Below are 26548 nucleotides of genomic sequence, written 5' to 3' on the forward strand. Positions count from 1 at the left end.
CATGCCGACGCCACTTTCGGCGTTCGGATTGAAGTAACGATCAGGCGGCGCACCACAACGCGATGCCGCCAATGGCGAACAGGATCAACCACGCCAGATGCCTGCCGCGGGTGAAAACCAGCGGCAGGACGCCACTCACAACAAAGGTGGCGCCGATGATGTTCAGCATTTCGGAAACTGCGAGGTCTCCCCGACCTGCGTACAGAAGCAGCACGCCGAAGCCGAACCACGCGACGGTGGTGATGTGCCAGGCAAAGCGCAGCGTGCGCACGGTGAACTCCGGGCTGCCAAAGAGCTTCGGCAGGTCGGCGCGCCGGAACAAGCGCGCGAGGATGTATTTCTCACCGAGTACCGAGTGGGCGATGCCAAGCGCGACGGAGAGAAATGCCGCGAAGTAGAGGAGTTCCGCCATGGCCGCTTACCCATTCAAGGTCTGAACAATGCACCTGTCCCACGCGACAATAGCCCGGATTGAACCGGTCATCGCGAGGGTTGCTGACCTCGGGGGACTACTTTCACTCCTGCCAGCGACGGAGCCGGCAATCGACAGCGCACGCGACTCACGCGACGCGGAGGATGGAAATTCAGTTCTCGTCCAACACATGCCCGCGCTGTGACTTGAACACGGCCTCGGCGCCGGGGTGGTTGACCGGGTCGCCGTTGGCGTCGGTGGGATAGCCGAGCTCGTACATCACATCGCTCAGCTTGGCGCCGTCTTCTTCATAGCCTTCGACAATCGAGTCGATGATCTGATCGCTCAGCATGTCCACGCCGGTACGCGAGCCGCTGGCGGCCGGGCCGCCGCCGGGAAGGCCGGCGATCTTCAACGCGCCACCAAAGATGTCGCGGATCATCTCCGCCTGCGCGACCCGGTCGTCGGTCACGGTGCGCACGCCGGCCTCGACCGCGCCCATCAGGTAGCCCAGGTTGTGGGCATTGGCGTATTGCCCGTCGGCGTCGGTCTCGATGAACCGCGTGGCCGGGTCGCCCTGCAGGTCATCGCCCTTCTGCACCTTGGTGATCAGTTCACCGACCTGCTCCTCACGACCGGCGGCCAACTGCTCGGTGACGTAGGTGACCAGGGCGCTGCCGTCATGGTCCACCACCTCCAGCCGCGCCACGATGGCGTTCACATCGGTGTTGATCAGCGTGGTCATGGAATTGGCGAGCGTGTCGCGCGCGCCCTCGTTGCGTGAGTCCGTGCCTACCCCGAACGGCACCGCACCGTTATCGCCGCCGCCCTGGACGACCGCGAGTTTCTCCGACGCCAGTTCGAACACGTCCGCCTTGACGTTGGGGTCGCTGCTGGACGCGGCCGCGTCAACGATGCGGCCTGCCAAGGTGGTGTCGAAGTTGGTGATATTGCCGTTGCGGCTGCTGGTTTCGGCCTGGCCGATGCCGGCCTGCATGACGGAAGCTTGCTGGCTGTCGCTGAGCGCGTTCCAGGCGTCGTCGAAGTACTCGCCCTCCAGGCTCGCCAGCACCTCGGCCACGGCAAGCGCATCGGGATCGGCAAGCAGCTTGTCGGTCACGTCGTTACGGTGCGTCGGTTCAGGGTCGAAGTGCGCATCACCGGTATTGGTGCGACCGGCCATGGCCTCGATAAACGCCTGCTTGGCTTCCGGCGAACCGTGGGTGGCGACCGCCGCGCCCAGTTCACGGATGCTGTCGGGGTTGCCGGAAGCATCAAAGGCCGCAACCATGCGCACCATCTGCTCGGCATCCAGGCCCTCGGCCAGCTTGTTGAACAAGGTCTGCCGCTCATCCGCGCTGAGGCTGCCCAGACTGCCGTGGATCTCGCCGGCCCAATTCTCCAGTTCCGCATCGCTCATCCCGGCGATGACGTCGTTGCGCTCGGACGGGCTCAGATCCGCCATCGTGTTGTTGATGGACTTGAGGTCGCCGTGGGAAACGTCCCAATCGAAAATGCCTTGGGAGAGGCGGTCCTTTATGGAGTTGATCGCGTTGTCTACCGTGCTCATGGAAATCACCAATATCCGGGTTCGCCTCCATCCTCCGGATCGCGGAGCGGAAGGGGAACTAGGGGTGACCCCATGCTCGACGGTGTAGTCCTGGTGACGGTAGTAATCAGCGGCGACCCATGATCGGTCAGTCGTCCGTCGCTTCTGGCCAGAGGAAGTACGCGCCGAATCGGGGACTCACGCGGAGCTCGCCTCCGGCGGCCTTGCCGGCATCGGTCAGCACCTGCTTGCCGTCCTTCAACTCCAGATGGCCTTTGGCGACCATGCGGTCGAGGAAGTCGCCGGTCTTGAGGCCGAGCTTGCGGGCCAGCTTTGAACTGGTCAGCTTGCCGACGTCGTCGGCGCCGTCCTGATCGGATACCGCGTCAGCGGCCTGCTCCGCTTCCGCCGGCTTTTCCTCGGGCGGGGTCGCGACGCGCTCCATCGAGATGCGCACCTCGTCGCTGATACGGATGATGCGCTGGGCTTCCTCATAGGCCTCGCGATACAGCTCCGCGTCCTCCGAGCGGCGGATCAGGATGCCCATCTCGTTGTTGTTGACCTGGCTGAACTCGTAGAGGTTGAGGCGTAAGCTTCCCCATTCAGTAGACAACCCATAAGTAGAGCTTTCTGGCATCTTCCCCTCAGCCAGGAGGTTCCATGAAGAAGTCCCGTTTCACCGAGTCCCAGATCGTCTCGATCCTCAAGCAGGCCGATGCCGGCTTGCCCGTCAAGGACATCTGCCGGCAGGCCGGCATCAGCACGCCGACGTACTACAACTGGAAGTCGAAGTACGGCGGCCTTGAGGCGTCGGAGCTGCGGCGGGTAAAGGATCTGGAGGCCGAGAACAGCAGGCTCAAACGCATGTATGCGGAGCTGGCGCTGGACAACGCGGCGATGAAGGATCTGATTGCAAAAAAACTGTAGGGCCGGAGCAGAAGCGCGAGGCGGTGCGGTACCTGGTCGAGGTGCACGCGCGGCCACTGCGCCGGTCCTGTGCATGCGTGGGCCTGTCGCGTGCGGCTTGGTACCGCCCGCCGCTGGACTGGACGGTGCGCGATGCCGAAGTGATCGCCGCGCTGGCGGAACTGGTCGAGGAGCGCCCGGCCCGCGGTTTCTGGAAGTGCCGCAAGCTGCTGCACCGTCGCCGGCCGGAGTGGAACCACAAGCGAATCTATCGGGTGTACAAGGCCATGAAACTCAACCTGCGACGGCCCGTGAAGCGCCGCCTGCCCAAACGCCAGCGGGTGCCGCTGTACGTGCCACGGCTGCCAGATATGGTCTGGTCGGCGGACTTCATGTCTGACGCACTGGCGTGCGGTCGGCGATTCCGCACCTTCAACGTGGTCGACGACTTCAACCGCGAGGCGCTGCACATTGAAGTCGACACATCGATCAACTCCGCCCGCCTGGTGCGCATCTTCGAGCAGCTCAAGCGCGACCACGGCCTGCCGCAGGTGCTGCGCACCGACAACGGCCCCGAGTTCCTGGGCGAGACGTTCATCCAGTGGGCAAAGGCCAACGGCATGGCCATCCGGTATATCCAGCCCGGCAAGCCCAACCAGAATGCCTACATCGAACGCTTCAACCGGACCCTCCGCGAAGAGGTTCTGGACCAGCACCTCTTCGCCCGCCTCGACGATGTTCGCGAGGCGGCGTACTGGTGGATGCTCGAGTACAACGAAGAACGCCCCCACGATTCCCTCGGCGATTTGACGCCGGCGGAGTACCGCCAACGCCACGCTGGAAACTCTACTTTTGAAGTGTCTACTTGACGGGGAAGCTTACGCATCGCCTCGGGCAGGCCGATCGCGTCGGGCACGATGTCGGGGTTCTGCTCCAGCACCATCAGGGTCTGGCGCACGAAGGCCTCGGACTTGTCGCCCATCTTGGTCAACTCCCGACGCGCCTGGTTGTCCAGCGCGACCAGCCCGGCCAAACGGGATTCGATATCGCCCAGCGCCGCGTTGATGGCGGTCAGGTCCTCGGCGGACAGGGCGATGGAAAGCAGGTTCTGGCTCATTTCGACTTTCTCCATGTCATGAGTGCAACCGGCGTGATGCCGGTGCAGGAATGCTCCGCCGCTTCCGTGTGGCGTGAGGTTGGCCGATGGGGCGGCCGGAGCGAGGGGGATTGTGGCAGAACTGCGCGACAGTCGCGCAGGATTATTGAAACGTGACAGCGCTGGCGGCGAGACACTTACCATGTATGACGATCGAGCTAAGTGACGCCACCTACCGGCGCTCGATAAAAAGGAGCGGCTACCCCTATTTCTTCTTTGGGCCGAACTGCATGAGCTTCTCGATCCGCGCCATTTCAGACTGCGCGTCAAACCGCTTTAAAGCCTCAGTGGCGGAACTTAACTGGGCCAAATCTTTGAAGCTCATAGCGTCTCGCTCCAAGAGCTTTTTCAGCTGATTTGCTTGAACTGTACTTGAGAATATCTGATCGACAGAGTTCTCTTTTCTCATCTTTGTGACTTGCGCCTGAAGCTTGTCGATGGTCGCCCTCGAAGCTCTATCTTGCTGCTTCAGCTCAGTCAACTCTTGAATGATTGCTTCCATAGACTCCAAGCTTTCGTCTCGCTCTCGTGAGGCTTGAGCTATTTGAAGCTGGTAGTCTTGAATCGAAGCGGCAAGGCCAGTAACAAAACTTCCCATTTCATCTGCGCTTCCCGCCATTCTATTGAAGATTGTTAAAAAATAGCCAACTAATTCATTATTCGAAAAGTTTGGATAGCGGATCTTATGGTCGATCTCGCTCCACCCTTCTTCAAAGATAGTTCGAATCTGGACCTCCACATATAACTTTCTATTGGTTGGCTGCGATGATATTACATGATGAACGGATCGGTATCCCGCGGGGTGCACCTTGACCTCTAGGCCATGGTTACGATACCTCTGAACGAGATCCTCGGGGTCGCCGTTACGTATATATGCAATTGGCTTCTCAACCGGAGACCAAGTAGAAGCAATTGCTTCGTTTATTTCAAAGCAGTCATCTTTGAAAAGATGTAGTGCACGAATCCCTATAAGATCCGTCACAATCTCGTAGTAGTTGTCAGCACGCACATCCCCGTATTTTTCTTCTCCTGCTGCCTTTTTCCGAATTATCTTCTCGAGTAGATGCTCGGGCTGCTTGACGCGCCACCTGACCGAATGAACACCTGGTATATTCTGAATTATATTTACATACAGCGCAGCGCTTTCTGAGAACACCTTAGATTGCGCCGCGTGATCAGCTCGAATGGCCAATAGCTCATCCCAATCGCACCCACTTTTTTGCCATGTCTCCTCATCAATTCGGTTGCGGGCAAGAAAGGGCGCTAGTTCTTCGGTCATAATGAATTCCTGTGAGCTTTAGCGAGAATAAGTGATGCGTTTCGCCCAATACAACAATTTAGGCCGGCCCGATCTTTCCATCTTGCTCTTGCGCCCGACCGAGTGCTACTAACATCTCTACTAGCTTCGGAAGACGCCTTTTCCAAGGCCCACGGGCAGTAAACCTCGCGGCGATCTCGTCAATTGAGAGTGGGATCGGACTGGTCGCAAGAACGTCGGCGACGGCGCGGACCTGGTCGACAGTGTCTTTTGGCCACGGCTGAGGTTTCACCGAGGGCGGTAGTGCAATGGCCGCTTCGTCGCCCTCCGCTCGGTCGCGTTGCGCCGTGTCAGTGGCGAGGCGGGTTTGTTCGGGTTCGTGCTCGCGAACGACGTCGGGGTTCTGGAACTCGGGGCGGAGCCAGCGGATGTTGCCCCGGGCTTCCTCGGCTGCGCGTTCGGCGTTGAGGGCGACGAGGCGTTCGAGGATGGCTTCGTCGAAGGCGCGTTTGGCATCGTCGCGGGTCTGGCCTTCGGTCGGGGCGTCGTTGCCGTGGGCGATGCGCAGCAGGGGCAGTAGGTCGCCCCAGCCGTAGGCGTACAGGACGGCTTCGTCGAGTTCGTCGTGCAGTTGGCGCAGGACGGATACCAAGCCCTGTTCGTGGATGGTGCGTTCCTTGGTGGTCAGGACGTCGCCGCTGCGCAGTTTTTCGAGGACGTTGTACATGCCGGTCAGGGTCAGACCGGGATGTTGCTCCTGCTGACGCTTGCGGTGGGCGTCGAGTTGTTCGGCGAGGTTGCGGATGCGGTCGGAGGGGTATTCGCCGTAGGTCTGCGTCTCCCCTGCCCGGCCGGTTTCATCGACAAGGGCGACGCCGATGGGGCCGCCGAATTTGTCGGCGGCGTGGAGGTCGGGGAATGGAAAGCTCTCGAAGCAGATCGATTTGTTGTAGCGGGGGCGATCTTCCAAGGTCCCGCCAGCACTCAGGGCCCATGTCACATGCACGACGGAAGACAGCACGCCGAAATACACAGGATCTGGCAGCGCAAACATGACAGTGGTGCTGTCGCAGATTGTGTCGGCCGGTACACGCACAAACGTGCGGTATTTTGAGGTCAGGGATGTTGCGAAAGCGGCCTTGGTTCCCGCCAGTGCCGGTCGAAAAGTGCTTCGCGCCTCCCCGAATATCCACCAGCGGACTCTCAAGGATTCGCGATTGTTCTGGTCTCGCTCCGGCTTGACTCGATCCAATACCCATTGGAACAAAGCGGGATGGCTCGATCTAACGTCGGCATCTGTCAGGCCGAAGAGGTCGATTGCAAACAAGTTGCGATTGCTCTGGGTGATATCCCGGCCGCTGACCAACGAACGGATGATCTGGCTTGGGTAGTCACCTTGGGGATAGAGGGAACGCAGCTGATCCTCCGTCAGCGTGAAGCCTTTTCCGGTCAACTGGTATCCAACCGCCGCCAATCCAGCGTTCGCGGCCAGTGGCATCGCGGCGGCGGGGTCAAAGCTGACGGTGAGATTTGGAGTGATCGGTCCTTCGGTCTTAAGCAGCGTCACTTCGGTCTCGCCGTCGTCGCCCGCGGACTCGTCCGTCACTTCCAATAGTTGACCTTTGCGTCCAGCGGTATCGACCACGGTCATTGCCACGCGGACGGCTGCACCGTCGGCTGTATCGACCCACGGATGATCGGGAACCACAAAACGAAGGGCGAGTTGCGGATAGTCCACGAAAGCCGCTTCGATCACCTTGCGCGAAAAAGATTGACGAATGCTGTTGCTAGTAATGAATCCGAACCGATCAATTGCCGCTTTCCCGACGAGTTCGGCCGCGCGCTGCCACCAATACATGACGAAGTCAGCGTGATCAGGGATGTTGGGATAGGCACCCCGCAAAGCATCGAGATAGCCGTCCCCAAGTGCGAGGCGAATTCTTCGTGCGCCTATATAAGGCGGATTCCCCACCACAAAATCCGCCTCCGGCCACGCCGCCTTTCTCGGGTTGACGTAGCGCTCCACCGGCTTGCGGGCGGTGTCGTCGGGCACCTTCTCGCCGGTCACGGGGGAGACCTTCATCGTCTCGCCGTCCCAGCGGGTCACGGGGATGCCGCGCTCGTCCAGCTCGAACTCGACGCGGTCATAGGCCAGCACGGCGTCGCGGTTCTCGATGTTGCGGAAGTCGCGGATCACCGGCTGCGGGGGGAACACGTCGCCGCGGGTGCGGAAGTGCCATTGCAGGTAGCCGATCCACAGCACGACTTCGGCGATGGCGGCGGCGCGCGGGTTGAGTTCGATGCCCAGCAGGTTGTGCGGGTCGACGGTCTCGCCGGCCGTGGCGTCGGCGCGTTCGCCGTCGAGCGCCAGGCCGGTCTGGCGGTAGCCCAGTTCGTCCAGGGCCAGCAGCACTTCGCCTTCCAGCCGCTTGAGGTGTTCCAGGGTGACGTAGAGGAAGTTGCCGGAGCCGCAGGCGGGGTCGAGCACGCGCACGGTGCACAGGCGGTGGTGGAAGCGGCGCAGTTCCTTGACGGCGTCGTTGGGTTTGTCCTCGGCGGCCAGCGTCATCGCGGCGGCCTGGGCCTCGCCCCACTCCTTGCGCAGGGGTTCGATCACGGTCGGCAGCACAAGGCGCTCGACGTAGGCGCGCGGGGTGTAGTGGGCGCCGAGCTTGTGGCGCTCGCCGGGGCTGAGGGCGCGCTCCAGCAGGGTGCCGAAGATCGCCGGTTCGACGTGCTTCCAGTCGGCGCGGGCGGCCTCGATCAGCAGGGTCAGTTGTGCGGTGTCCAGCGGCAGGGTGTCGGGTTGCTTGAACAACTTGCCGTTGAAGCGCAAAACGTTGCCGGCGATCACCGCTGAGAAGCCGCCGCTGTCCATGTCGCGCCAGAGCTGGGCGAGCATGCGCATGGCGATGTCGGGCTGCTCGGCGTGTTTGGTCAGCAGCTCGCGGAAGCTGTCCTGCGGCAGCAGCTTCACGTCCTCGGCAAACATGGTGAACAGGCAGCGCATCAGGAACTGGGCGACGGCCTCGGGGGCGTGGCGCGCCTGCTCCAGGCTGCGGGCGAGCTTGGCCAGGCGGGTGGCGATCTCGCGGGTGACGCGGGCGGACTCGCGGCTGGGGTCCAGGCCGAGCGGGTCCAGCCATACGCGGCGCAGGCGGTCGCGGACCTCGGCCTGGCGCAGGTCGGCCAGCGCGATGCGGTGGCTGCGCGGGTCCGGGAACGGGGTGTAGGTGGCGCCGGAGCGGCTGAACTCGGAGTACAGCTCGATGCGGTGGCCGACATCGACCACGATCAGGAACGGCGGGCGGCCCTCGGCGGCGGGCAAGGCGCGGGCATAGTTCTCGGCCTGGCTGCGGGCGCGCAGCATGGCGTCGTCGAAGCCCTTGGTGTGCGCGCCCTGGCGCAGCTTCTTGGACTCCAGCACGAACGCGCCGCGGCGGTACAGGTCGATGCGGCCGGCACTGGTGCTGCCATCGCCGTGGGCGAAGGTGATCGGCCGCTCGAACATGTAGTCCTGCTCGGCCGTGGCGTGCGGGGCATCGACGCCGAGCAGTTGGCTCAGCTCGATCAGGAACGATTGGGAGGTCGACAGCTCGGAGGCGGTGACGCCCTGCCACTTGCTGACGAAGGCGTCGGCATTGGCGTCGGCTTCGGCGTCGGTGTTGCCGGAAACGGAACTGCGCTGCTGTGCGTCATCGGCCACGTGTCGAGTCCCCTGCCTGCGGTGTGTGGTGCCGCAGGCAGGATACGCGATGGCGGGGTCCGCTCAGGCGGTCAGCTTTTCTTCCTGCGGCCCTTGGCGGCGGGCTTCTTGGCGGGTGCGTCGGCCTGCGCATCGCCCCGGGCTTCCGCCTCTTCGCCGGGCTTGCGCGGCTTGCCGTCGCCGGCCAGGCGGAAGTCGATCTTGCGCTCCTCCAGGCTGGCCTTCATCACGATGATGCTGACGCGGTCGCCCAGGCGGTATTCGCGGCCGGTCTTGTCGCCGGTGAGCGTCTTGCGGATGGGGTCGAAGCGGTAGTAGTCGTTGGGCAGCTGGGTCACGTGGACCAGGCCGTTGACCTTGGACTGGTCCAGCTCGACGAACAGGCCGAAGCTGGTGACGCCGCTGATCACGCCGTCGAACTCGCTGCCCACGTGCTGCTCCATCCACGCGGCGCGGTAGCGGTCATCGACCTCACGCGAAGCCTCGTCGGCGCGGCGGCCGCGCTCGGAGCTCTGCAGGGACAGCTGGGCCATGTCGCTGGGCGAGTAGCGGTATTTCTCCGGCGCGGCGCCACTCAGTGCGTGCTTGATCGCGCGGTGCACCAGCAGGTCGGGGTAGCGGCGGATCGGCGAGGTGAAGTGGGCGTAGGCCTCCAGCGCCAGGCCGAAGTGACCGATGTTTTCCGGCTGGTACACGGCCAGGCTCTGGCTGCGCAGCAGGACGGATTCGATCAGCGGCGCCTCGGCGCGCTCGCGGGTGTTGCGCAGCAGCTGGGTGTAGTCGCGCGGCTGCACCTTCGACCACGGCGGCATGCGCAGCTGGAACTCCTTGAGGAACTCCAGCAGGTCTTCGTACTTCTGCTCCGGCGGGCGGTCGTGGGTACGGTAGGGGGCGACCACTTCGGCCTCGATCAGGAACTTCGCGGCCTCCACGTTGGCCGCGATCATGCATTCCTCGATCAGCTTGTGGGCGTCGTTGCGCACCAGCATGCCGGCCTGGATGACTTCACCGCGCTCGCCGAGGACGAAGCGCACTTCGCTTGATTCAAACTCGATCGCGCCACGCTTGGAGCGCGCCTTGGCCAGCACCTGGTAGAGCTGGTGCAGGCGCTGCAGGTTGGGCAGCAATTCGCCGACCTGCTGCTGCGCTTCCTCGCGCGCCTCATCCTCGATGCCATCACCGATCGCGTTCCAGACCTGGTTGTAGGTCAGGCGGGCGTGCGAGCGCATCACCGCTTCGTAGAATCTCGACTCGGTCACCTGGCCCATGCGGTCCACCTGCATGTCGCAGACGAAGCACAGGCGGTCGACCTTGGGCTTGAGCGAGCAGATGCCGTTGGACAGCACCTCGGGCAGCATCGGCACCACGAAACCGGGGAAGTAGACCGAGGTGGCGCGGTTCTGCGCCTCCTCGTCCAGCGGGCGGCCGGGGCGCACGTAATGGGACACGTCGGCGATGGCGACGATCAACCGGAAACCGTCGCGGTTGGGTTCGCACCACACCGCGTCATCGAAATCCTTGGCGTCCTCGCCGTCGATGGTGACCAGCGGGAACGCACGCAGGTCCACGCGGTTCGCGGTTTCCTCAGCCTGCACCTCGACCGGGATCGCGCCCGCCTCGTCCAGCACCTCGGGGGCGAATTCGTGCGGGATGTTGTGGCCGTGGATCGCGGCCTGCACCGCCAGCGAGGCGGTCAGCTTCTCGCCCAGCACGGTCAGGATGCGGCCCATCGGCGGGCGGCGCGCGTCGGGCGCGCGGGTCAGCTCGCACACCACCAGATTGCCCGGCTGCGCGTCGCCGCGACCCTCGGGCGGAATCAGGATGTTGCGCTGGACGCGGCGGTCGTCGGGCTCCACGTAGCAGATGCCGTCATCGACGATGAAGCGGCCGATCATCCGGCTCATGCGGCGCTCGAGCACCTCCAGGATCGTGCCTTCCTGGCGGCCGCGGTTGTCCATGCCGGTGAGGCCGGCGAGGACGCGGTCGCCGTGCATGACCTTCCGCATCTCGTAGGGCGGCAGGAACATGTCATCGCCGCCGGCATCCGGGCGCAGGAAGCCGTAGCCGTCCGGGTTGGCGATTACGGTGCCGGGGACGAGGTCGAGCTGCTGGGCGGGGACGAAGCCGCCGCGCCGGTTCTGCAGCACTTGGCCGTCGCGCACCATCGCGCGCAGGCGGGCGGTCATCGCATCGAAGCGGTCGGGCTCGGTCAGGGCGAGCTTGGTCGCCAGCGCCTCGGCGTCCATCGGACCGTCGGCGGCGGCCAGCAGCTGCAGGATCATCTCGCGGCTGGCGATGGGCTGGTCGTAGCGCGCGGCCTCGCGGGCGGCAAACGGATCGGCCAGCTTGCCGTCCTTGCCCGTGTCAGGGTGCAGCGGCGCCAGCGGCGGCTTGGGACCGCCGCGCGGTGCGTCGGGCAGCCAGCCGGGCTTCTTGCCCTTGGGCTTGCCGCCTGCGGCGCCTGCCGCGGATTTCGGGGTTCCGGCCTTGCCGGTCGATTTGGACGGCTTGCGGCCGCGCTTGCTGGGGGGCTTGTTCATGGAGGGGATGTTACAGCCCGACCACGTCAACGGCAGGTGGCTGGCGGGCGCTTCGCAGCCGCGAGGTCAGGCGTCGCCCGTGTCCGCGCTCAACTTGCCGCGCCGGATCAGGTGCAGGTTGCGCAGGTAGATGAACAGCCCGGTGGACTGGCCGACGATGAACACCGGGTCGGCGCGGTGAATCGCGTACGCCAACAGGACCGTGCTGCCGCCCAGGCTGAGATACCAGAACGCGGTCGGCACCACGCTGCGCTGCGCGCGCTCGGAGGCCAGCCACTGGACGATGAAGCGCGACGCGAACAGCGCCTGACCGACGAATCCCACGACCAGCCAGGTGGTGAGGGTGTTCATGCGCTGCTCCTGTCCATCTGGATGGCGCGCTCGCCAGGGGTCTGGTCCGAGTCGAGCGCGGCCGACTCGAGCGCGGACGGAAGCACCTTCGCCACGCGGTTGCGCCGGACCAGCCAGGCCACGCCCCACAGGTCCGACAGGCCGACCAAGGCGCGGCCGAGGTTGGTGTAATGCGACGTGCCGGCGCCGCGCGGGCGGTGGTTCACCGGCACGCTGATCGTGCGCCAGCCGGCGCGTTGCATCAGCGCGGGCAGGTAACGATGCATGTGGTCGAAGTACGGCAGGTCGAGGAAGGCCTCGCGCTCGAACAGCTTGATGCCACAGCCGGTGTCGGGGGTCGCATCGTGCAGCAGCGACTGGCGCACCGCGTTGGCGATCCGCGAGGCCAGGCGCTTGTCCCAGCGATCGCGGCGTTTGGTCCGCCAGCCGGCGACCAGGCGGATGTCGTCACAAGCGGCGTCGCGCGCCGCCAGCAGTCCTGGGAGGTCGGCCGGATCGTTCTGGCCGTCGCCGTCCAGGGTAGCGATCCAGCGGCCGCGCGCGGCTTTCACCCCGACCCGGATCGCGGTGCTCTGGCCGGACTGTTCGGCAAGCGGCAGCACGCGCAACTCGGGCATGTCGGCGGCCGAGCGGCGCAGTTCCTCAAGGGTATTGTCGGGGCTGGCGTCGTCGACGCACAGCACTTCGAAGCGGACCACGCCACGCAGTGCGTTGCAGACTTCGCCCAGCAGCGCGCCGATATTGCCCGCCTCGTTATGCAGCGGAATCACCACCGACAGCTCTGGGACGTCCTCGCTTGCGGCCAAGCGAAAAGGACGTTCGATACGCACGGGCTGGACGCGATCAACGCGCATTGGTGGAATCTCCGAACCGGGTGAGAATGATAAACACCGACCCGTGGACGCGTTGTTAGATTTACCTCAACAGCAACGCGCTTCGCCGGTCGCCCTGCTGATCGAGACCTGCGAATGCACCTTCCGCGCCTTAGCCCCCCGCACTCCGTCTGGTGGATCTTGTTGTTGGGCGCGCTGGCGCTCGGGGCGGGGCTCGGCCTTCGCGACCCCTCGCCACCCGACGAGCCGCGCTTCGTGCTCGCCGCGCAGACCATGGTCGAAAGCGGGCAATGGGCGATCCCGCACCGCGGCATCGAGCCCTACGCGCACAAGCCGGCGCCCTTCATGTGGCTGCAGGCGCTCGCCTACACCGTGGTCGGCAACTGGCGCATCGCCTTCCTGCTGCCCTCGCTGCTCGCCGCGCTCGGCACGCTGTGGCTGACAACCGACCTGGCGACGCGCCTGTGGGATCGTCGCGCGGGCCTGCTTGCGGGCTGGGCGCTGCTCGCCTGCCTGCAATTCGGGCTGCAGGCGAAACGCGGCCAGATCGACATGGTGCTGGTGTTCTGGACGACGCTGTCGCTGTGGGCGTTGTCGCGGCACCTGCTGCGCGGACCGGATTGGCGCGCGCTGGCGCTGGGCGGACTGGCTGCCGGCATCGGCACCGTTACCAAAGGCGTCGGTTTCCTGCCGCTGCTGATACTGCTGCCATGGTGGCTGGCGCGCCGGCACGGGATGCAGTTGCCAATGGACGGCTACCGCGATCGGCGCTGGTGGTGGCTTCCGGTGGGATTCCTGGCCGGCGTCGGCGTCTGGCTGGTGCCGATGCTGTGGACGGTGGCCCGCGGCACCGACCCGGCGCTGCACGCCTACGCCGCCGAGATCCTGCTGAAGCAGACCGGCACCCGTTACGCCAATGCCTGGCACCACGTAAAGCCGGCCTGGTACTACCTGCAGGTGATCGCGACCCTGTGGCTGCCGGGCGCCCTGCTGCTGCCCTGGCTGGTGCCGCAATGGTGGCGCCGGATCCGCGCCGGCGACGCGCGCGTGCTCCTGCTGGTCGGCTGGGCGGTGCTGGTGCTGCTGTTCTTCACCGCCAGCCCGGGCAAGCGCGAGGTGTACCTGTTCCCCGCCCTGCCCGCGCTGTGCGTTGCCGCGGCATCGCTGCTGCCCGCGCTGCTGGAACGGACGTGGGTGCGCCGGGTGCTGCTGGGCTACGTGGTCGTGCTGGCGTCCGCGGCGCTGGTGCTGGCGGCCGGCGGACTGTCCGGAACAGGTTGGCTGGATGGCGTGGCCAGCGAACGTGCACTGGATGCCGCCACGGTCCGCTCGCTGCTGCTCTGGGCCGGCGTACTGGGGCTGGGAGGGCTCGTGCTCGCGGCCTGGGGACGCACCGCGCGCGCCGGCGTGGTCTCAGTCGCCTTCAACCTGCTGTTGTGGACGGTGTACGGCCTGGGACTTGCGCCGGCGCTGGACGCCAGCAGTTCGGCCCGGGAAATGATGCAGCAGGTGCGTACGCGAATCGGCCCGGAGGCGACGCTGGGCCTGGTCGGCTGGCGCGAACAGCACCTGCTCCAAGCCGCCGGTCCGGTTACCGAGTTCGGCTTCTCGCGCGACGAACGCCTGCAGTGGCGCGATGGCGTGGCGTGGCTGGCGACCGACCCGGCCCACCACTGGCTGTTCGCGCTGAAGGAGGCGGCGGACAGCTGCGTCGATCCCGCGCAGTTGATCCAGCTGGGGCGTTCCAGCCGCCGCGACTGGGTGCTGGTGCCCGGCAGTGCCTATCTGCCGGGCTGCGTGCCGCCGCTGCCGGCGGACCTGCACGTTTCAGCGGCCGCCGCTCCGGACTGAGAGACGTGTGCCCGGGTGCGCGGCCTGCGTGACCCGGGGGCCTTTCCGGTGGACGGGGGGCGCCGGGTGCGGATGCCCTTGGGTGTGAATGTCCCCCGGCACCGGTGAAGCCGGTGCCTCCTCCTTTATTTCACACCCAAGGGCATCCGCACCCGTCCAGCAAGCCTCGTGGCGGGTGTTGAAGCGCCAACCCGGCTGACGGGACCTGCAGGCCTTCGGGGCGAAATAAAGGAGGAGGCATCCGCCGCAGGCGGGTGCCGGGGGACATTCGCCCGGAAGGCGTGCAGGTCCCGTCCCCTCCTGCCGCTGACCGGTGCAGGGGGACATTCGCCCGGAACGCGTGCAGGTCCCGTCCCCTGCTGCCGCTGACGGGTGCAGGGGGACATTCGCCCGGAAGGTCTGCAGGTCGCGCTGTGCGCGCCCGAGACTCCGGAGTCAGGATGCAAGGCAACAAAAAACCCCGCCGGGGCGGGGTCTTCTGTGGTGTCCGACCTGGTAGTGATCGAACGATGTTGGTGCCCGGGAGAGGACTCGAACCTCCACGGAGTTGCCCCCGCTAGCACCTGAAGCTAGTGCGTCTACCAATTCCGCCACCCGGGCAAACCGCAGAGCGTTTGTTGCTGTGCGGGCCGCGTATGTTGCGTTGGCGTGAACCGCTTGTCAACGGCAAAAGACGTTCCCGGCAGAAAAGGTGGGACAATACGGCCACTTCCGGGGGTCCTGCCTGACATGGCGCGACCCCCTTTCTACAGCTGTGATTGCTACACCCGTGATCCGGGTCTACTTTGGACCCACTGCAAAGACCCGCGGGCGACGCGCACTTCAGACGCATCGCCCGCTTCGCTATTGGAGATTTGAAGCATGCACGCTACCTCCGTCCCGCCGCTGTTGGTCTCCCGCCTTGATTGCGAGCGACTGGAGTCGCTGCTTGAGCAGCCGCTCGCCAAGGGCCTCAACACCGAGCCGTTGCGCCGCGAGCTCGATCGCGCCGAGTTGCTCGAGCCCAAGGAAATGCCGGACGACGTCATCACGATGAATTCCACCGCGCGCTTCCGCGACGTCAACAGCGGCGCCGAGCGCGAGCTGACCCTCGTCTACCCCAAGGATGCCGACGGCAGCCCGGAGAAGGTGTCGATCCTGGCCCCGGTTGGCAGTGCCCTCCTCGGCCTGCACGTGGGCGCGGTCATCGACTGGCCGGTACCCAGCGGCCGCACCATCACCCTGGAAGTGCTGTCGATCCGCTACCAGCCCGAGTCGTCGGGCGAACTGCACCGCTGAATCCGCACCATCGCCAGGCCGCTGCGCCCCATTGCAGCGGCGAAGTGCCAAACCGGCCGGACCCGCCAGCAGCGCTTCCGGCCTTTTTCTTTGGTCTCCGTCGGAGTCACCAACGCGTCCAGCGTGGCACTTGATCGGCGGTTAGAATCGATACCCTCCACCGCCCAGCTGCACGAGTCCACGGCACCCCATGACCGATTCCGTACGCGCCGCCTTCCACGGTTACGAACAGCTCCCCCTGCGTGAATATGCCGAACGCGCGTACCTCGACTACTCGATGTACGTGGTGCTCGACCGTGCGCTGCCGTTCCTGGGCGACGGGCTGAAGCCGGTCCAGCGGCGGATCATCTTCTCGATGAGCGAGCTGGGACTGAACGCCGGCTCCAAGCCGAAGAAGTCCGCGCGCACCATCGGTGACGTGATCGGCAAATACCATCCGCACGGCGACAGCGCCTGCTACGAGGCGATGGTGCTGATGGCGCAGCCGTTCTCGTACCGCTATCCGCTGGTGGAAGGCCAGGGAAATTTCGGCTCCAGCGACGACCCCAAATCGTTCGCCGCGATGCGCTATACCGAGTCCAAGCTGACCCCGCTCGCGGAGGTCCTGCTGGGCGAACTGGCGCACGGCACGGTGGACTGGAACCCCAACTTCGACGGCACGCTGGAAGAGCCGACCTGGATGCCGGCGCGGCTGCCGCACCTGCTGCTCAACGGCACCACTGGCATTGCAGTGGGCATGGCCACCGACGTCCCGCCGCACAACCTGGGCGAAGTGGTCAGCGCCTGCATCCGCCTTCTCGATGATCCCGACGCGACCACCGCCGACCTGTGCGAGCACGTGCGCGGCCCGGACTATCCGACCAGCGCCGAGATCATCACCGCGCGCAGCGACCTGCTGCAGATGTACGAGACCGGTTTAGGCAGCGTGCGCGCCCGCGCCGTGTTCGAGCGCGAAGGCAACTCGATCGTCATCACCGGCCTGCCGCACCAGGTCTCGCCGGGCAAGGTGATCGAACAGATCGCCACCCAGATGCGGGCCAAGAAGCTGCCCTGGCTGGAGGACATCCGGGACGAGTCCGACCACGCCAACCCGACCCGGATCGTGCTGTTTCCGCGCAGCAACCGGGTCGATGTCGAGCAGCTGATGGGGCACCTGTTTGCCACCACCGACCTGGAAAAAAGCTTCCGGGTCAACATGAACGTGATCGGCCTGGACGGCCGCCCGCAGGTCAAGGGCCTGCGTGCCTTCCTCACCGAGTGGCTGACCTTCCGCACCGACACCGTGACCCGGCGCCTCAAGCACCGGCTGGAGAAGGTCGAGCAGCGCCTGCACCTGCTGGAAGGCCTGCTGGTCGCGTTCCTCAACCTGGATGAAGTGATCCGCATCATCCGCAGCGAGGACGAACCGCGCCCGGTGCTGATGGAGCGCTTCGACCTCAGCGAGGCGCAGACCGACTACATCCTGGAAACCCGCCTGCGCCAGCTGGCCCGCCTGGAAGAGATGAAGATCCGCGGCGAGCAGGACGCGCTGGCCAAGGAACGCGACCAGCTGGTGGCTCTGCTGGGCAGCAAGGCCAAGCTGAAGAAGCTGGTCAAGGACGAGCTGCTGGCGGATGCGAAGAAGTTCGGCGACGCCCGCCGCTCGCCGCTGGTGGCACGCGGCGCGGCGCAGGCGCTGTCGGAAACCGACCTGGCGCCCAGCGAGCCGATGACCGTGGTGCTCAGTGAAAAGGGCTGGGTGCGCGCGGCGAAGGGCCACGACGTGGATGCGGCCGCGATGAACTACCGCGAGGGCGACAGCCTGCTGGCCTTCACCCGCACGCGCAGCAACCATCAGGTCGCCTTCCTCGACTCGGCCGGCCGCAGTTACTCCACCGTGGTCCACGGCCTGCCATCAGCGCGCGGCAACGGCGACCCGCTCACGGCCCGCTTCTCGCCGGCCGGGAAGTCCTCGTTCCAGGCCCTGGCCAGCGGCGACAACGACCAGCGTTTCGTTCTCGCCAGCAACCACGGCTACGGCTTCGTGACCCGCTTCGAGAACCTGACCAGTCGCAACAAGGCGGGCAAGGCGATGCTCTCGCTGACCCCGAATGCCAGCGTGCTGCAGCCTGCGGCGGTGGGTAATCCATCGCAGGACCGCGTGGTCGTGGCCACCAGTGGGGGCCACCTGCTCGCGTTCCCGGTCGCGGACTTGCCGGAGCTCGACAAGGGCAAGGGCAACAAGCTGATCGACATTCCGCGCGCGAAACTGGGCACCGAGCGGGTGATCGCCGTCGCCGTGGTCGCCGAAGGCGGCTCGCTGCTGGTCAACTCCGGCGCGCGCACGATGACCCTCACCTGGAAAGATCTTGACGCCTACACCGGCGCCCGTGCCGCCCGTGGCGGCCTGCTGCCGCGAGGTTGGCAGAAGGTCGACGGCCTGCAGGCCGAATAGGAACCCGCACCGATGGAACCCGACTTCTGGCAACAGCGCTGGCAGGAAGGCCGCATCGGCTTCCACCAGGACCGCGAGACCCCGCTGATGCTCAAGCATTGGCCGTCCCTGCAGGTGCCGGCCGGCAGCCGGGTGTTCGTGCCATTGGCGGGCAAGAGCCTGGACATGCTGTGGTTTGCCAACCAGGGCTATCGGGTGTTCGGCGTGGAGCTGGCCCTGACCGCGATCGAGCAGTTCCTCGCCGAGCACGCCCTGCACGCTGAAACCCGCGACTCAGCCGCAGGCCGGCATTACCGCGCCGGCGATCTGGAGCTGGTGCAGGGCGACGTGTTCGCCCAGGGTCCCGCCGATCTGGCGGGATGCGACGCCGTCTACGACCGTGCCGCGCTGATCGCGCTGCCGCCCGCCCTGCGCGAGCGCTATGCAAGCGAGGTGTACGGCCGCTTGCCCAGCGGTTGCCGAGGCCTGCTGATCACCCTGGAATACCCGCAGATCGAGAAGGCCGGTCCGCCCTTCAGCGTCGAGGAAGCCGAGGTGCGGGCGTTGTTCAGTCCGCAGTGGGAGGTCGGCGTGCTCGAGCGACGCGAGATCCTGTCGCAGCAGCCGAACTTCATTGCCGATGGCGTCAGCGCACTGCAGACCGTGGTGTACGAGCTGCGCCGACGCTAGCCGCCCGCCCGGCCCAAAGAACGGGCGCCGGGCAGGAAGCCGGTTCACGCATTGGCCGCCTGGTGCACGCCGCGCATCGCCCGCCCCGACGGGTCGGCCGCGTTGGAGAACGACGCATCCCAGGCCAGCGCCGTCTCGGTGGAGCAGGCGATCGACTTGCCGCCCGGCACCGTGCGCGCGCATGCATCGCCGGGAAACTGCTGCTCGAACAGCTCGCGATACCAGTAGCCCTCCTTGGTGACCGGGGTGTTGATCGGGAACCGCGCGGCGGCCTCGGCCAGCTGGGCGTCGCTCACCGTGGCCTCAGCGTGGTCCTTGAGCCCATCGATCCAGCCGTAGCCGACGCCGTCGCTGAACTGCTCCTTCTGCCGCCACAGGATCGAGTCGGGCAGGTAGCCCTCGAACGCCTCCCGCAGCACCGCCTTCTCGATGCGCACCGTGCCGTCCGCGCGCATCCCGACCATCTTGGCGCTGGCGTCCATCTTCATCGCGACCTCCATGAAGGCCACGTCCAGGAACGGCACCCGCGGCTCCACGCCCCAGGCCATCATCGACTTGTTGGCGCGCAGGCAATCGTAGTTGTGCAGGGCGTCGATCTTGCGCACCAGCTCCTCGTGGAATTCGCGCGCGTTGGGCGCCTTGTGGAAGTACAGGTAGCCGCCGAAGATCTCGTCGCTGCCCTCGCCCGACAGGACCATTTTCACGCCCATCGCCTTGATCCGGCGCGCGAGCAGGAACATCGGGGTGGACGCGCGGATGGTGGTGACGTCGTAGGTCTCGATGTGCCGGATCACCTCGGGAATGGCGTCCATGCCCTCCTCCTGGGTGTAGGTGAAACCGTGGTGCACGGTGCCCAGCGCCTCGGCGGCGACCTCCGCGGCGGCCAGGTCGGGCGAACCGTCCAGGCCGATGGCGAAGGAATGCAGTCGCGGCCACCATGCCTCTGCCTGGTCGTCCTCCTCGATGCGCTTGCGCGCGAACCGCGCGGCGCAGGCGGCGACCAGCGAGGAATCCAGCCCGCCTGACAACAACACGCCGTACGGCACGTCGCACATCAGCTGCCGGTGCACGGCCGCCTCGAAAGCTTCGCGCAGTTCGGCCGGATCGACCCGCACATCGACGGTCGCGGCGTGTTCGCGCCACGGCCGCTGGTAGTAAGCGACCAGCTGGCCGTCCGCGCTGTCGTAAAAGTGCCCCGGCGGAAACTGGGCGACGTCGTCGCAGGTGTCGGCCAACGCCTTCATCTCGGAGGCCACGCACAGCCGCCCGGCAGCGTCGTGGCCCCAATACAGCGGCACCACGCCGATCGGGTCACGCGCGATGAGCACACGCTGCGCCCGGCGATCCCACAGGGCGAAGGCGAAGATGCCATTGACGCGGTTCAACCAGCCGCCGATGTCGGCGTCCTCGCGGAACAGCGCGCTGATGACCTCGCAGTCCGATTCGGTCTGGAAGTCGTAGGCCTGCCGCAGCGCCGCCTTCAGCTCGCGGTGGTTGTAGATCTCGCCGTTGACCGCCAGCACCAGGTCGCCGTCGGCCGAGCGCATCGGCTGGGCGCCACCGGCCGGATCGACGATGGCGAGGCGCTCATGGACCAGGATCGCCGCCTCGTCGACGTACACGCCGCTCCAGTCCGGCCCGCGGTGGCGCTGGCGCCGCGACAGTTCGAGCGCGAGCGGGCGCAGCGGTTGCAGGTCGTCACCGGGTTGCTGGCGGAAGATGCCGAGGATCGAGCACATGGGGCGAACTCCTGGTGGATGGGACGTGGAAAGAAGGCGAAAAAAAAGGCCCGCACTTCGCAGTGCAGGCCTTGGATTCGATTAGTGCGTTTTGTCGTGCGCGCTAGTCGTCGGCCTGCGGGAGGCGGACGTTGTTATTCGAGTTGAGCTGCGCAGCAACGCGCGTCGCACAAGGCGTGGAGCCGATGACGAAAGACGCGTGGAGCCGGGCGGGAGCGTGATGCATTGGCCGAGCTTCCACCATCGGGATGCGAGGCGCAAGCTCCCTGCTCCGCAAGCAAGCGCGGCATTGTCCTTTATATGGAACGATGCGAGTGATGATTGCCGACTGCCACCACAAACGTCAGCAAGTAAAATGGCGCTCATAGGTCTGGACCCCACCGGACCCGCGATCAAGAGAACCCCATGAAGAAAGTCCTCGGCATCTACAGCGCGCCCAAGCCGCATTGGGTCGGCGACGGCTTCCCGGTCCGTTCGCTGTTTTCCTACCACGGCCTGGGCCAGCACCTGAGCCCGTTCCTGTTGCTGGACTATGCCGGTCCGATGCGGTTCGAGCCGGCCGCCCGGCCGCGCGGCGTCGGACAGCACCCGCACCGCGGCTTCGAGACGGTCACCATCGTCTATGAGGGCGAGGTGGAGCATCGCGATTCCACCGGCGCCGGCGGCACCATCGGCCCGGGCGATGTGCAGTGGATGACCGCCGCCTCGGGCATCCTGCACGAGGAGTTCCACTCGCACGCGTTCACCCGCACTGGCGGCACGCTGGAGATGGTGCAGCTGTGGGTCAACCTGCCGACGAAGGACAAGATGGCCGCGCCCGGGTACCAGACGCTGCTCGATGCCGACATTCCTTCCGTGCCGCTGCCCGGAAATGCGGGCAGGGTCCGGGTGATTGCCGGTGAGTACGCCGGCCATGCGGGTCCAGCGCGCACCTTCACCGCGATGAACGTCTGGGACGTGCGCCTCGGCAAGGACCGTTCCAGCCAATTCGAACTGCCCGAGGGTCACACGGCGGCGCTGGTCGTCCTGCATGGCACCGTGCAGGTCAACGAAACGCAGATCGCCCGCGAAGGGCAGCTGGTGATGCTCGACCGCGCCGGCAGCGACTTGCTGCTGGAAGCCAACACCGACGCCACCGTACTGCTGCTCAGCGGGGAGCCGATTGACGAGCCCATCGTCGGCCACGGCCCGTTCGTGATGAACAGCCAGGCCGAGATCCACCAGGCCATCGCGGACTTCGACGGTGGTCGCTTCGGCCGCATGCCGCATTGATTTCCCTCCCAAACATCCAAAGGAGCTCCACTTGAAACCCCAACTCCACGTCGTCATCGCCAGCACCCGCCCCGGTCGCGTCGGTCCCGCCGTCGCCCGCTGGTTCAGTGACTTTGCCGCCCGCCACAGCGCCTTCGAGGTCAAACTGGTCGATCTGGCGGACTTCAAGCTGCCGATCTACGACGAGCCCCGTCACCCGGCGATGCAGCAGTACGAGCACGCCCACACCAAGGCCTGGTCGGCCAGCGTGGCGGCCGCCGACGCGTTCGTGTTCGTGACCCCCGAGTACAACTTCAACCCGCCGCCGGCGCTGGTGAACGCATTGAACTACGTCTACCGCGAGTGGAACTACAAGGCCTGCGGCTTCGTCAGCTACGGCGGCGTGTCGGGCGGGATGCGCGCGGTGCAGATGGCCAAGCAGCTGGTGACGACGCTGAAGATGATGCCGATGGTCGAAGGCGTTGCCGTGCCGATGGTCGGTCAATCCCTGGACGGGGAAGGCGCGTTTGTCTCCAACGAGCTGATCAATCATTCCGCGCAGCAGATGCTCGACGAGCTGTCCAAATGGACCGGAGCACTGGCGAGTTTGCGTCCGCAGGAGGCCAAGACGGCCGAATCCGGAACGGTCGCGCCACGCCTCGCAACGCCTGCCTGACGGTTCATGCTGCCGCTGGGCATTGATCGAATCCACTGAACCGCATTCCCTGTCGGCGCCGTTATGATCGGCAGGCCGCCGTCGCGGCTTGGCCTGGGGAAGACGATGCCGCACAAGAGACGATCCGCTGCTGCGGTTCCGCATGCAGCCGCCGTGCAGCAGGGAACCGCGCGCTGGGTCCCGCTGGCCATGATCGTGTTGTTCGTGCTTTCCGCTGCGGTGTCGATGCGCGGCGACCGGACACCCGCGGCCATCGGGGTGGACGCGCCGGCCACCGTGTTTTCGGCGACGCGAGCGGCCACGGTGCTGGCACGGGTGCTCGGCGACGAGCAACCCCACCCCACCGGCAGCGCTGCCAACGCGCAGGTGCGTGCTCGCATCGTCGCCGAGTTGGCGCGCATCGGGGTGCAGGCCCAGGTCCAGCGGCGGTTTGCCTGCGGCGGCAGCACCTGCGCGACGGTGGAGAATATCGTCGCCCGGATCCCGGGCGAGAGCGCGGAACAGGCTGTCCTGCTCGCCGCCCACTACGACTCGGTCGGTGCGGGGCCGGGAGCGTCCGACGACGGCGCCGGCGTTGCCACGCTGATCGAATCGGCACGGGCCCTGCTCGCTGGCCCGCCGCTGGCCCGCGACGTGTGGCTGCTGGCCAGCGACGGCGAGGAACTCGGCCTGATCGGTGCGGAAGCCTTCGTGCGCGAGCCCGAGTTCGCCCGCATCGCGACGGTGATCAACCTGGAGGCCCGCGGCACGCGCGGGGCGAGCCTGTTGATCGAAACCCAGCCCGGCAACGCGCAGATCATCGCGGCCATGCGTCGGGCGCTGCCTCGCGCCAGCGGCTCATCGCTGGACTACGAGATCTACCGCAGCCTGCCCAACGACACCGACTTCAGCGTGTTCCGCCGTGAGGGGCGCGAAGGCCTGAACTTCGCGTGGGCGGAGGGCGCGGCGCGTTACCACACGCCGCTGGACAACCTCGCCCATCTGGACCGTGGCTCGTTGCAACACCACGGTGACAACGCATTGTCGATGACGCGCGAACTGGCGGGACGTGCACCCGGCGCTGCGGCGGATGCCGACGACGGCGCTGCGCAGGACGCGGTGTTCTTCAGCGTGTTTGGCGCGACCTTCGCCGCGTGGCCGGTGGCGCTGAATCCGTTCCTGCTCGCCCTTGGGCTGGTGCTGTGGCTCGCGCTCGGCGTGCGCCTGGTCCGGCGCGGTTCGCGCCCGGCTGCGCTCGCCTCCGCGTCGATTGCGCTGCTGGCGCTGCTGGCGGTGCTGGCCGGGCTGGGCTGGGGAGTCCACGCGCTGTTGCAGACGCTGGGCGCAATGCCGGCGATGTGGACCGCGCAGAGCGCGCTGCTGGTCACCACGTTCGTGGCCCTGGCGTTGCCGGCGATGCTGCTGGGCGGCTACGCGGTGCAGCGCTGGTGCGGCTTGCCGGCGCTCGCCCTGGCGAGCTTGTTGCCGTTTGCGATCGTCGCGGTGGCGGCGGTGGCGGCGATGCCTGGAGCCAGCTACCTCGGCCTGCTGCCGCTGTTGGCGGCGGGCATCTGCGCGCACTTTGTTCCGGGGAGAGCGGTGCTGTGGTCAGGCATCGCCGCGGTCGTGGCGGCCGGCCTCTGGTTTCCCTACGCTGTGGATTCCTACGCGGCCATCGGGCATCCGGGCTTGACTGCCACCACGCTGTTGAGCGGTGTCATCGTGCTGCCGTTGTTGCCCGCGCTGCTGAGCCTCCGTCGCACGGCGGGCCCACTGGCACTCGCTGGACTGGCGGTGGCATTCGCCTGCGCGATGCTCGCCCTCGCCCGGCCCGCGTTCGATGCAGACGTGCCGCGCCCGGCGAACCTGTTGTACGCCGGCGGCAGCGACTCGGCGCGCCTGTACCTGCAACCGCGCGCGACCATGCCGGCGGGCTTCATGCGCCAGGCGGGTTTTGCCGACGTCTCCCGGCCGGTCACCGCGTGGCTGGGGTGGGGTTATCCCGGAGCGGAGGGACCTGCACTTTCGGCGCCCACGTTGCAGGTGGAGTCCGACATCATTCGCGATGGCCGACGCGAGATCGCCATTCGTGTGTCGTCCAGCCGAGCCGCCAGCGAAGGCGGGTTGATGGTGCCGGGCGACATCGAGGTGTCCGCCATCCGGGTACAGGGGCAGCCGTTGGCGCCCTCACGCTGGCACGCCGAGTCGACGCGCTGGCGCCGCATCGCGGTCGTCGGGCTGCCGCCGGAGGGCGCGGTGTTCGAGTTTGAAAGCGCGCCCGGACGGGAGATCGAGCTGTACGGCTATGACCGATCGGCCGGCATCCCGCCGGCGATGGCGGCCGAGCTGCTTGAGCGCGACGCGGTGGCGATGCCGATCCACGGCGGCGATTCGACGGTTGCGTGGCAACGCATCGCCGTGGCCGAGGTGCCGCAGGCGCAAAAATGAAGACTCACGGCACCGTTGGCAGCAGCAGCTTCTCGACCAGCGCCTGATACAGGTCGGGCAGCGCTTCCAGATCGGCGACGGCCACGCTCTCGTCCACCTGGTGGATGCTGGCATTCACCGGGCCGACCTCAATGCACTGGGTTCCCAGGGTCGCGATGAAGCGTGCATCCGACGTGCCACCGCCGGTGCTCTCCTCCGGCGGTTCACCGTTGATATCGGTCAACACTTCGCGCGCGGCCTGCCGCAGCGGACCCTTGGGGGTGAAGAACGGCTCGCCGCTGCGATGCCAGTGGATCGCGTAATCAAGCCCGTGCTCGCGCAGTACCTGCTCGCATTCCTGCTCGAGCCTGGCAGCGTCCCAGCTGGGGTTGTAGCGCAGATTGAACACCACCTGCAGCGCGCCCGGAATCACGTTGCTGGCGCCGGTACCGGCACTGATATTGCTGATCTGCAGGCTGGTCGGCGGGAAGGTTTCGAAGCCCTCATCCCAGCGTCGCGCGGCCAGCGCCGCCAGCGCCGGCAGCGCCTGGTGGACCGGATTGCGCGCCTTGTCCGGGTAGGCGACATGGCCCTGGATACCGTGCACATCCAGCGTTGCGGTCAGGCTTCCGCGCCGGCCCACGCGCAGCAGATCGCCCAGCCTGGCGGTTGATGACGGCTCGCCGGTGATGCACCAGTCGACGCGCTCGCCGCGCTCGCGAAACAGCTCGGTAACCCGCCGCACGCCGTCGATTGCATCGCCCTCCTCGTCGGAGGTCAGCAGCAGGGCCAGCCGGCCGGGATGGTCGGGATGCGCGGCGACGAAACGCTCGGCGGCAATCACGAATGCGGCGACGCTGCCCTTCATGTCCGCCGCGCCGCGCCCGTACAGCACGCCGTCACGGATCTCCGGCACAAACGGATCGCTGGTCCAGTCCGCGGCCGGTCCGGGGGGCACCACATCGGTATGCCCCAAGAGCACCAGCGTTGGCCCCTCGCCCTCTCCGTGCGTCGCCCAGAGATTGTCGACCGCGCCGAAGCGCAGGTGCTCGCAGGCAAAACCGGCGCGCTGCAGGCGCCCCGCCAGCAGCGTCTGGCAACCGGCGTCGTCGGGGGTTACCGAGCGACGACCGATCAGCTCACACGTAAGCGCCAGGACCTCGCTGCTCATTGGCCGAAACGCTGCTTGAAACTGTTGTCACTGAAGCGCTGGGAGACCTGGCCGTCGTCGGTGACCACCACCGGGCGCCGGATCAGCTGCGGGTACTCCTTCAGCAGCAGCTTCCACTCCGCGTCCGAGCCGGGGCTTTTGCGCGATTCCGGCAGTTGACGCCAGGTCGTGGACGACTTGTTGATCATCGCCTCCCATCCGCCAAGTTTTTCCTGCCACTCCATCAGCGTCTCCGGCGTCTGCCGCTGCTCGCGGTAGTCGATGAATTCGTACGGAATTCCGAAGCGGTCCAGCCACTTGCGCGCCTTGCGGCAAGTGTCGCAGTTGGCCAGTCCGTAAACGGTGGTGGTCATGCCTGCCTC

At 66.3% G+C, this 26548-nt stretch carries 19 protein-coding genes, 1 tRNA gene and 1 pseudogene; 9 read left to right on the forward strand and 12 right to left on the reverse strand.

Annotated elements, in window-relative coordinates; all coding sequences use genetic code 11:
• Window positions 1-40: 40 nt before the first annotated feature.
• From INQ42_RS08665 to INQ42_RS08675, 3 genes are all read right to left on the reverse strand, one after another.
• On the reverse strand, window positions 41-412 hold the full coding sequence (locus tag INQ42_RS08665) for a hypothetical protein (protein ID WP_194033921.1): 372 nt from the start codon (window positions 410-412) through the stop codon (window positions 41-43).
• 172 nt (window positions 413-584) lie between these two features.
• Window positions 585-1982 (reverse strand): hypothetical protein, encoded by a 1398-nt coding sequence (locus INQ42_RS08670; protein ID WP_194033922.1) that lies wholly within the window; start codon window positions 1980-1982, stop codon window positions 585-587.
• A 127-nt stretch (window positions 1983-2109) separates the two neighbouring features.
• Window positions 2110-2574: a hypothetical protein gene (locus INQ42_RS08675; protein ID WP_194033923.1), complete on the reverse strand. Its 465-nt coding sequence runs from the start codon at window positions 2572-2574 to the stop codon at window positions 2110-2112.
• 47 nt (window positions 2575-2621) lie between these two features.
• Here INQ42_RS08675 and INQ42_RS08680 point away from each other — a divergent pair.
• Both INQ42_RS08680 and INQ42_RS08685 read left to right on the forward strand, forming a co-directional pair.
• A protein-coding gene (locus tag INQ42_RS08680) for an IS3 family transposase (protein ID WP_194033924.1) occupies window positions 2622-3736 on the forward strand; the annotation gives its coding sequence in 2 pieces (ribosomal slippage) (window positions 2622-2874 and window positions 2874-3736; 1116 coding nt in all).
• On the forward strand, window positions 3733-4140 hold the full coding sequence (locus INQ42_RS08685) for a hypothetical protein (RefSeq protein ID WP_194033925.1): 408 nt from the start codon (window positions 3733-3735) through the stop codon (window positions 4138-4140). The genes INQ42_RS08680 and INQ42_RS08685 overlap by 4 nt, the downstream gene beginning before the upstream one ends.
• 88 nt (window positions 4141-4228) lie before the next feature.
• Here INQ42_RS08685 and INQ42_RS08690 read toward each other — a convergent pair whose 3' ends face one another.
• From INQ42_RS08690 to INQ42_RS08710, 5 genes and pseudogenes are all read right to left on the reverse strand, one after another.
• A complete protein-coding gene (locus INQ42_RS08690; protein ID WP_194033926.1) occupies window positions 4229-5302 on the reverse strand; it encodes a hypothetical protein in 1074 nt (357 codons plus the stop codon).
• Window positions 5303-5360: 58 nt separating this feature from the next.
• The gene (locus tag INQ42_RS08695; RefSeq protein WP_194033927.1) at window positions 5361-8987 is read right to left on the reverse strand and encodes a class I SAM-dependent DNA methyltransferase; all 3627 of its coding nucleotides are present in this window, start codon (window positions 8985-8987) and stop codon (window positions 5361-5363) included.
• Window positions 8988-9058: 71 nt separating this feature from the next.
• Entirely contained in the window at window positions 9059-11527 is a 2469-nt protein-coding gene (gene rnr / locus INQ42_RS08700) for a ribonuclease R (RefSeq protein WP_194033928.1), read from the reverse strand.
• A 66-nt stretch (window positions 11528-11593) separates the two neighbouring features.
• Window positions 11594-11878 carry a lipid-A-disaccharide synthase N-terminal domain-containing protein gene (locus INQ42_RS08705; protein WP_194033929.1) on the reverse strand — a complete coding sequence of 95 codons (285 nt, stop codon included), beginning with the start codon at window positions 11876-11878 and terminating at the stop codon, window positions 11594-11596.
• A gap of 95 nt (window positions 11879-11973) precedes the next feature.
• Window positions 11974-12732, reverse strand: a pseudogene (locus INQ42_RS08710) (glycosyltransferase family 2 protein); the annotation flags it as partial.
• A gap of 114 nt (window positions 12733-12846) precedes the next feature.
• Here INQ42_RS08710 and INQ42_RS08715 point away from each other — a divergent pair.
• Window positions 12847-14562, forward strand: coding sequence for an ArnT family glycosyltransferase (locus tag INQ42_RS08715; RefSeq protein ID WP_194033931.1), 1716 nt, complete (start codon window positions 12847-12849; stop codon window positions 14560-14562).
• 513 nt (window positions 14563-15075) lie between these two features.
• On the opposite strand, the gene INQ42_RS08720 is transcribed toward INQ42_RS08715, so the two are convergent.
• A tRNA-Leu gene (locus INQ42_RS08720) sits at window positions 15076-15162 on the reverse strand.
• A gap of 261 nt (window positions 15163-15423) precedes the next feature.
• Here INQ42_RS08720 and rnk point away from each other — a divergent pair.
• The 3 genes from rnk (at window position 15424) to INQ42_RS08735 (ending at window position 18943) form a co-directional block, all read left to right on the forward strand.
• Window positions 15424-15840 carry a nucleoside diphosphate kinase regulator gene (gene rnk, locus INQ42_RS08725; RefSeq protein ID WP_043957764.1) on the forward strand — a complete coding sequence of 139 codons (417 nt, stop codon included), beginning with the start codon at window positions 15424-15426 and terminating at the stop codon, window positions 15838-15840.
• Window positions 15841-16030: 190 nt separating this feature from the next.
• A complete protein-coding gene (gene parC / locus INQ42_RS08730) occupies window positions 16031-18274 on the forward strand; it encodes a DNA topoisomerase IV subunit A (protein ID WP_194033932.1) in 2244 nt (747 codons plus the stop codon).
• A 12-nt stretch (window positions 18275-18286) separates the two neighbouring features.
• Entirely contained in the window at window positions 18287-18943 is a 657-nt protein-coding gene (locus INQ42_RS08735; protein ID WP_194033933.1) for a thiopurine S-methyltransferase, read from the forward strand.
• Between the two features lie 44 nt (window positions 18944-18987).
• On the opposite strand, the gene asnB is transcribed toward INQ42_RS08735, so the two are convergent.
• Complete coding sequence (gene asnB / locus INQ42_RS08740; protein WP_194033934.1) at window positions 18988-20682, reverse strand: asparagine synthase B; 1695 nt, start codon at window positions 20680-20682, stop codon at window positions 18988-18990.
• Window positions 20683-21087: 405 nt separating this feature from the next.
• On the opposite strand from asnB, the gene INQ42_RS08745 reads away from it, so the two are divergent.
• The 3 genes from INQ42_RS08745 to INQ42_RS08755 all read left to right on the forward strand — a co-directional run bounded on the left by INQ42_RS08745 (window position 21088) and on the right by INQ42_RS08755 (window position 25036).
• A complete protein-coding gene (locus INQ42_RS08745) occupies window positions 21088-21954 on the forward strand; it encodes a pirin family protein (RefSeq protein ID WP_194033935.1) in 867 nt (288 codons plus the stop codon).
• Between the two features lie 31 nt (window positions 21955-21985).
• On the forward strand, window positions 21986-22609 hold the full coding sequence (locus INQ42_RS08750) for an NADPH-dependent FMN reductase (protein ID WP_194033936.1): 624 nt from the start codon (window positions 21986-21988) through the stop codon (window positions 22607-22609).
• A 153-nt stretch (window positions 22610-22762) separates the two neighbouring features.
• Window positions 22763-25036, forward strand: a complete 2274-nt coding sequence (locus tag INQ42_RS08755) for a M28 family peptidase (RefSeq protein WP_194033937.1) — start codon at window positions 22763-22765, stop codon at window positions 25034-25036.
• 4 nt (window positions 25037-25040) lie between these two features.
• On the opposite strand, the gene dapE is transcribed toward INQ42_RS08755, so the two are convergent.
• On the reverse strand, window positions 25041-26186 hold the full coding sequence (dapE, locus tag INQ42_RS08760; RefSeq protein ID WP_194033938.1) for a succinyl-diaminopimelate desuccinylase: 1146 nt from the start codon (window positions 26184-26186) through the stop codon (window positions 25041-25043).
• Window positions 26183-26539, reverse strand: a complete 357-nt coding sequence (locus INQ42_RS08765) for a Spx/MgsR family RNA polymerase-binding regulatory protein (RefSeq protein ID WP_194033939.1) — start codon at window positions 26537-26539, stop codon at window positions 26183-26185. Before INQ42_RS08765 ends, dapE begins: the two co-directional genes overlap by 4 nt.
• Window positions 26540-26548 lie beyond the last annotated feature (9 nt).

Origin of the sequence: Lysobacter avium (genome assembly GCF_015209745.1) — a bacterium.
In the GTDB taxonomy this organism is placed as follows: Bacteria; Pseudomonadota; Gammaproteobacteria; order Xanthomonadales; family Xanthomonadaceae; genus Novilysobacter; species Novilysobacter avium.

Bases quoted from the DNA above. Each gene is read 5' to 3' on its own strand.
- INQ42_RS08665 (WP_194033921.1), bottom strand. From the start codon at position 412: ATGGCGGAACTCCTCTACTTCGCGGCATTTCTCTCCGTCGCGCTTGGC.
- INQ42_RS08670 (WP_194033922.1), bottom strand. From the start codon at position 1,982: ATGAGCACGGTAGACAACGCGATCAACTCCATAAAGGACCGCCTCTCC.
- INQ42_RS08690 (WP_194033926.1), bottom strand. From the start codon at position 5,302: ATGACCGAAGAACTAGCGCCCTTTCTTGCCCGCAACCGAATTGATGAG.
- rnr (WP_194033928.1), bottom strand. From the start codon at position 11,527: ATGAACAAGCCCCCCAGCAAGCGCGGCCGCAAGCCGTCCAAATCGACC.
- INQ42_RS08705 (WP_194033929.1), bottom strand. From the start codon at position 11,878: ATGAACACCCTCACCACCTGGCTGGTCGTGGGATTCGTCGGTCAGGCG.
- INQ42_RS08715 (WP_194033931.1), top strand. From the start codon at position 12,847: ATGCACCTTCCGCGCCTTAGCCCCCCGCACTCCGTCTGGTGGATCTTG.
- rnk (WP_043957764.1), top strand. From the start codon at position 15,424: ATGCACGCTACCTCCGTCCCGCCGCTGTTGGTCTCCCGCCTTGATTGC.
- parC (WP_194033932.1), top strand. From the start codon at position 16,031: ATGACCGATTCCGTACGCGCCGCCTTCCACGGTTACGAACAGCTCCCC.
- INQ42_RS08735 (WP_194033933.1), top strand. From the start codon at position 18,287: ATGGAACCCGACTTCTGGCAACAGCGCTGGCAGGAAGGCCGCATCGGC.
- asnB (WP_194033934.1), bottom strand. From the start codon at position 20,682: ATGTGCTCGATCCTCGGCATCTTCCGCCAGCAACCCGGTGACGACCTG.
- INQ42_RS08745 (WP_194033935.1), top strand. From the start codon at position 21,088: ATGAAGAAAGTCCTCGGCATCTACAGCGCGCCCAAGCCGCATTGGGTC.
- dapE (WP_194033938.1), bottom strand. From the start codon at position 26,186: ATGAGCAGCGAGGTCCTGGCGCTTACGTGTGAGCTGATCGGTCGTCGC.
- INQ42_RS08765 (WP_194033939.1), bottom strand. From the start codon at position 26,539: ATGACCACCACCGTTTACGGACTGGCCAACTGCGACACTTGCCGCAAG.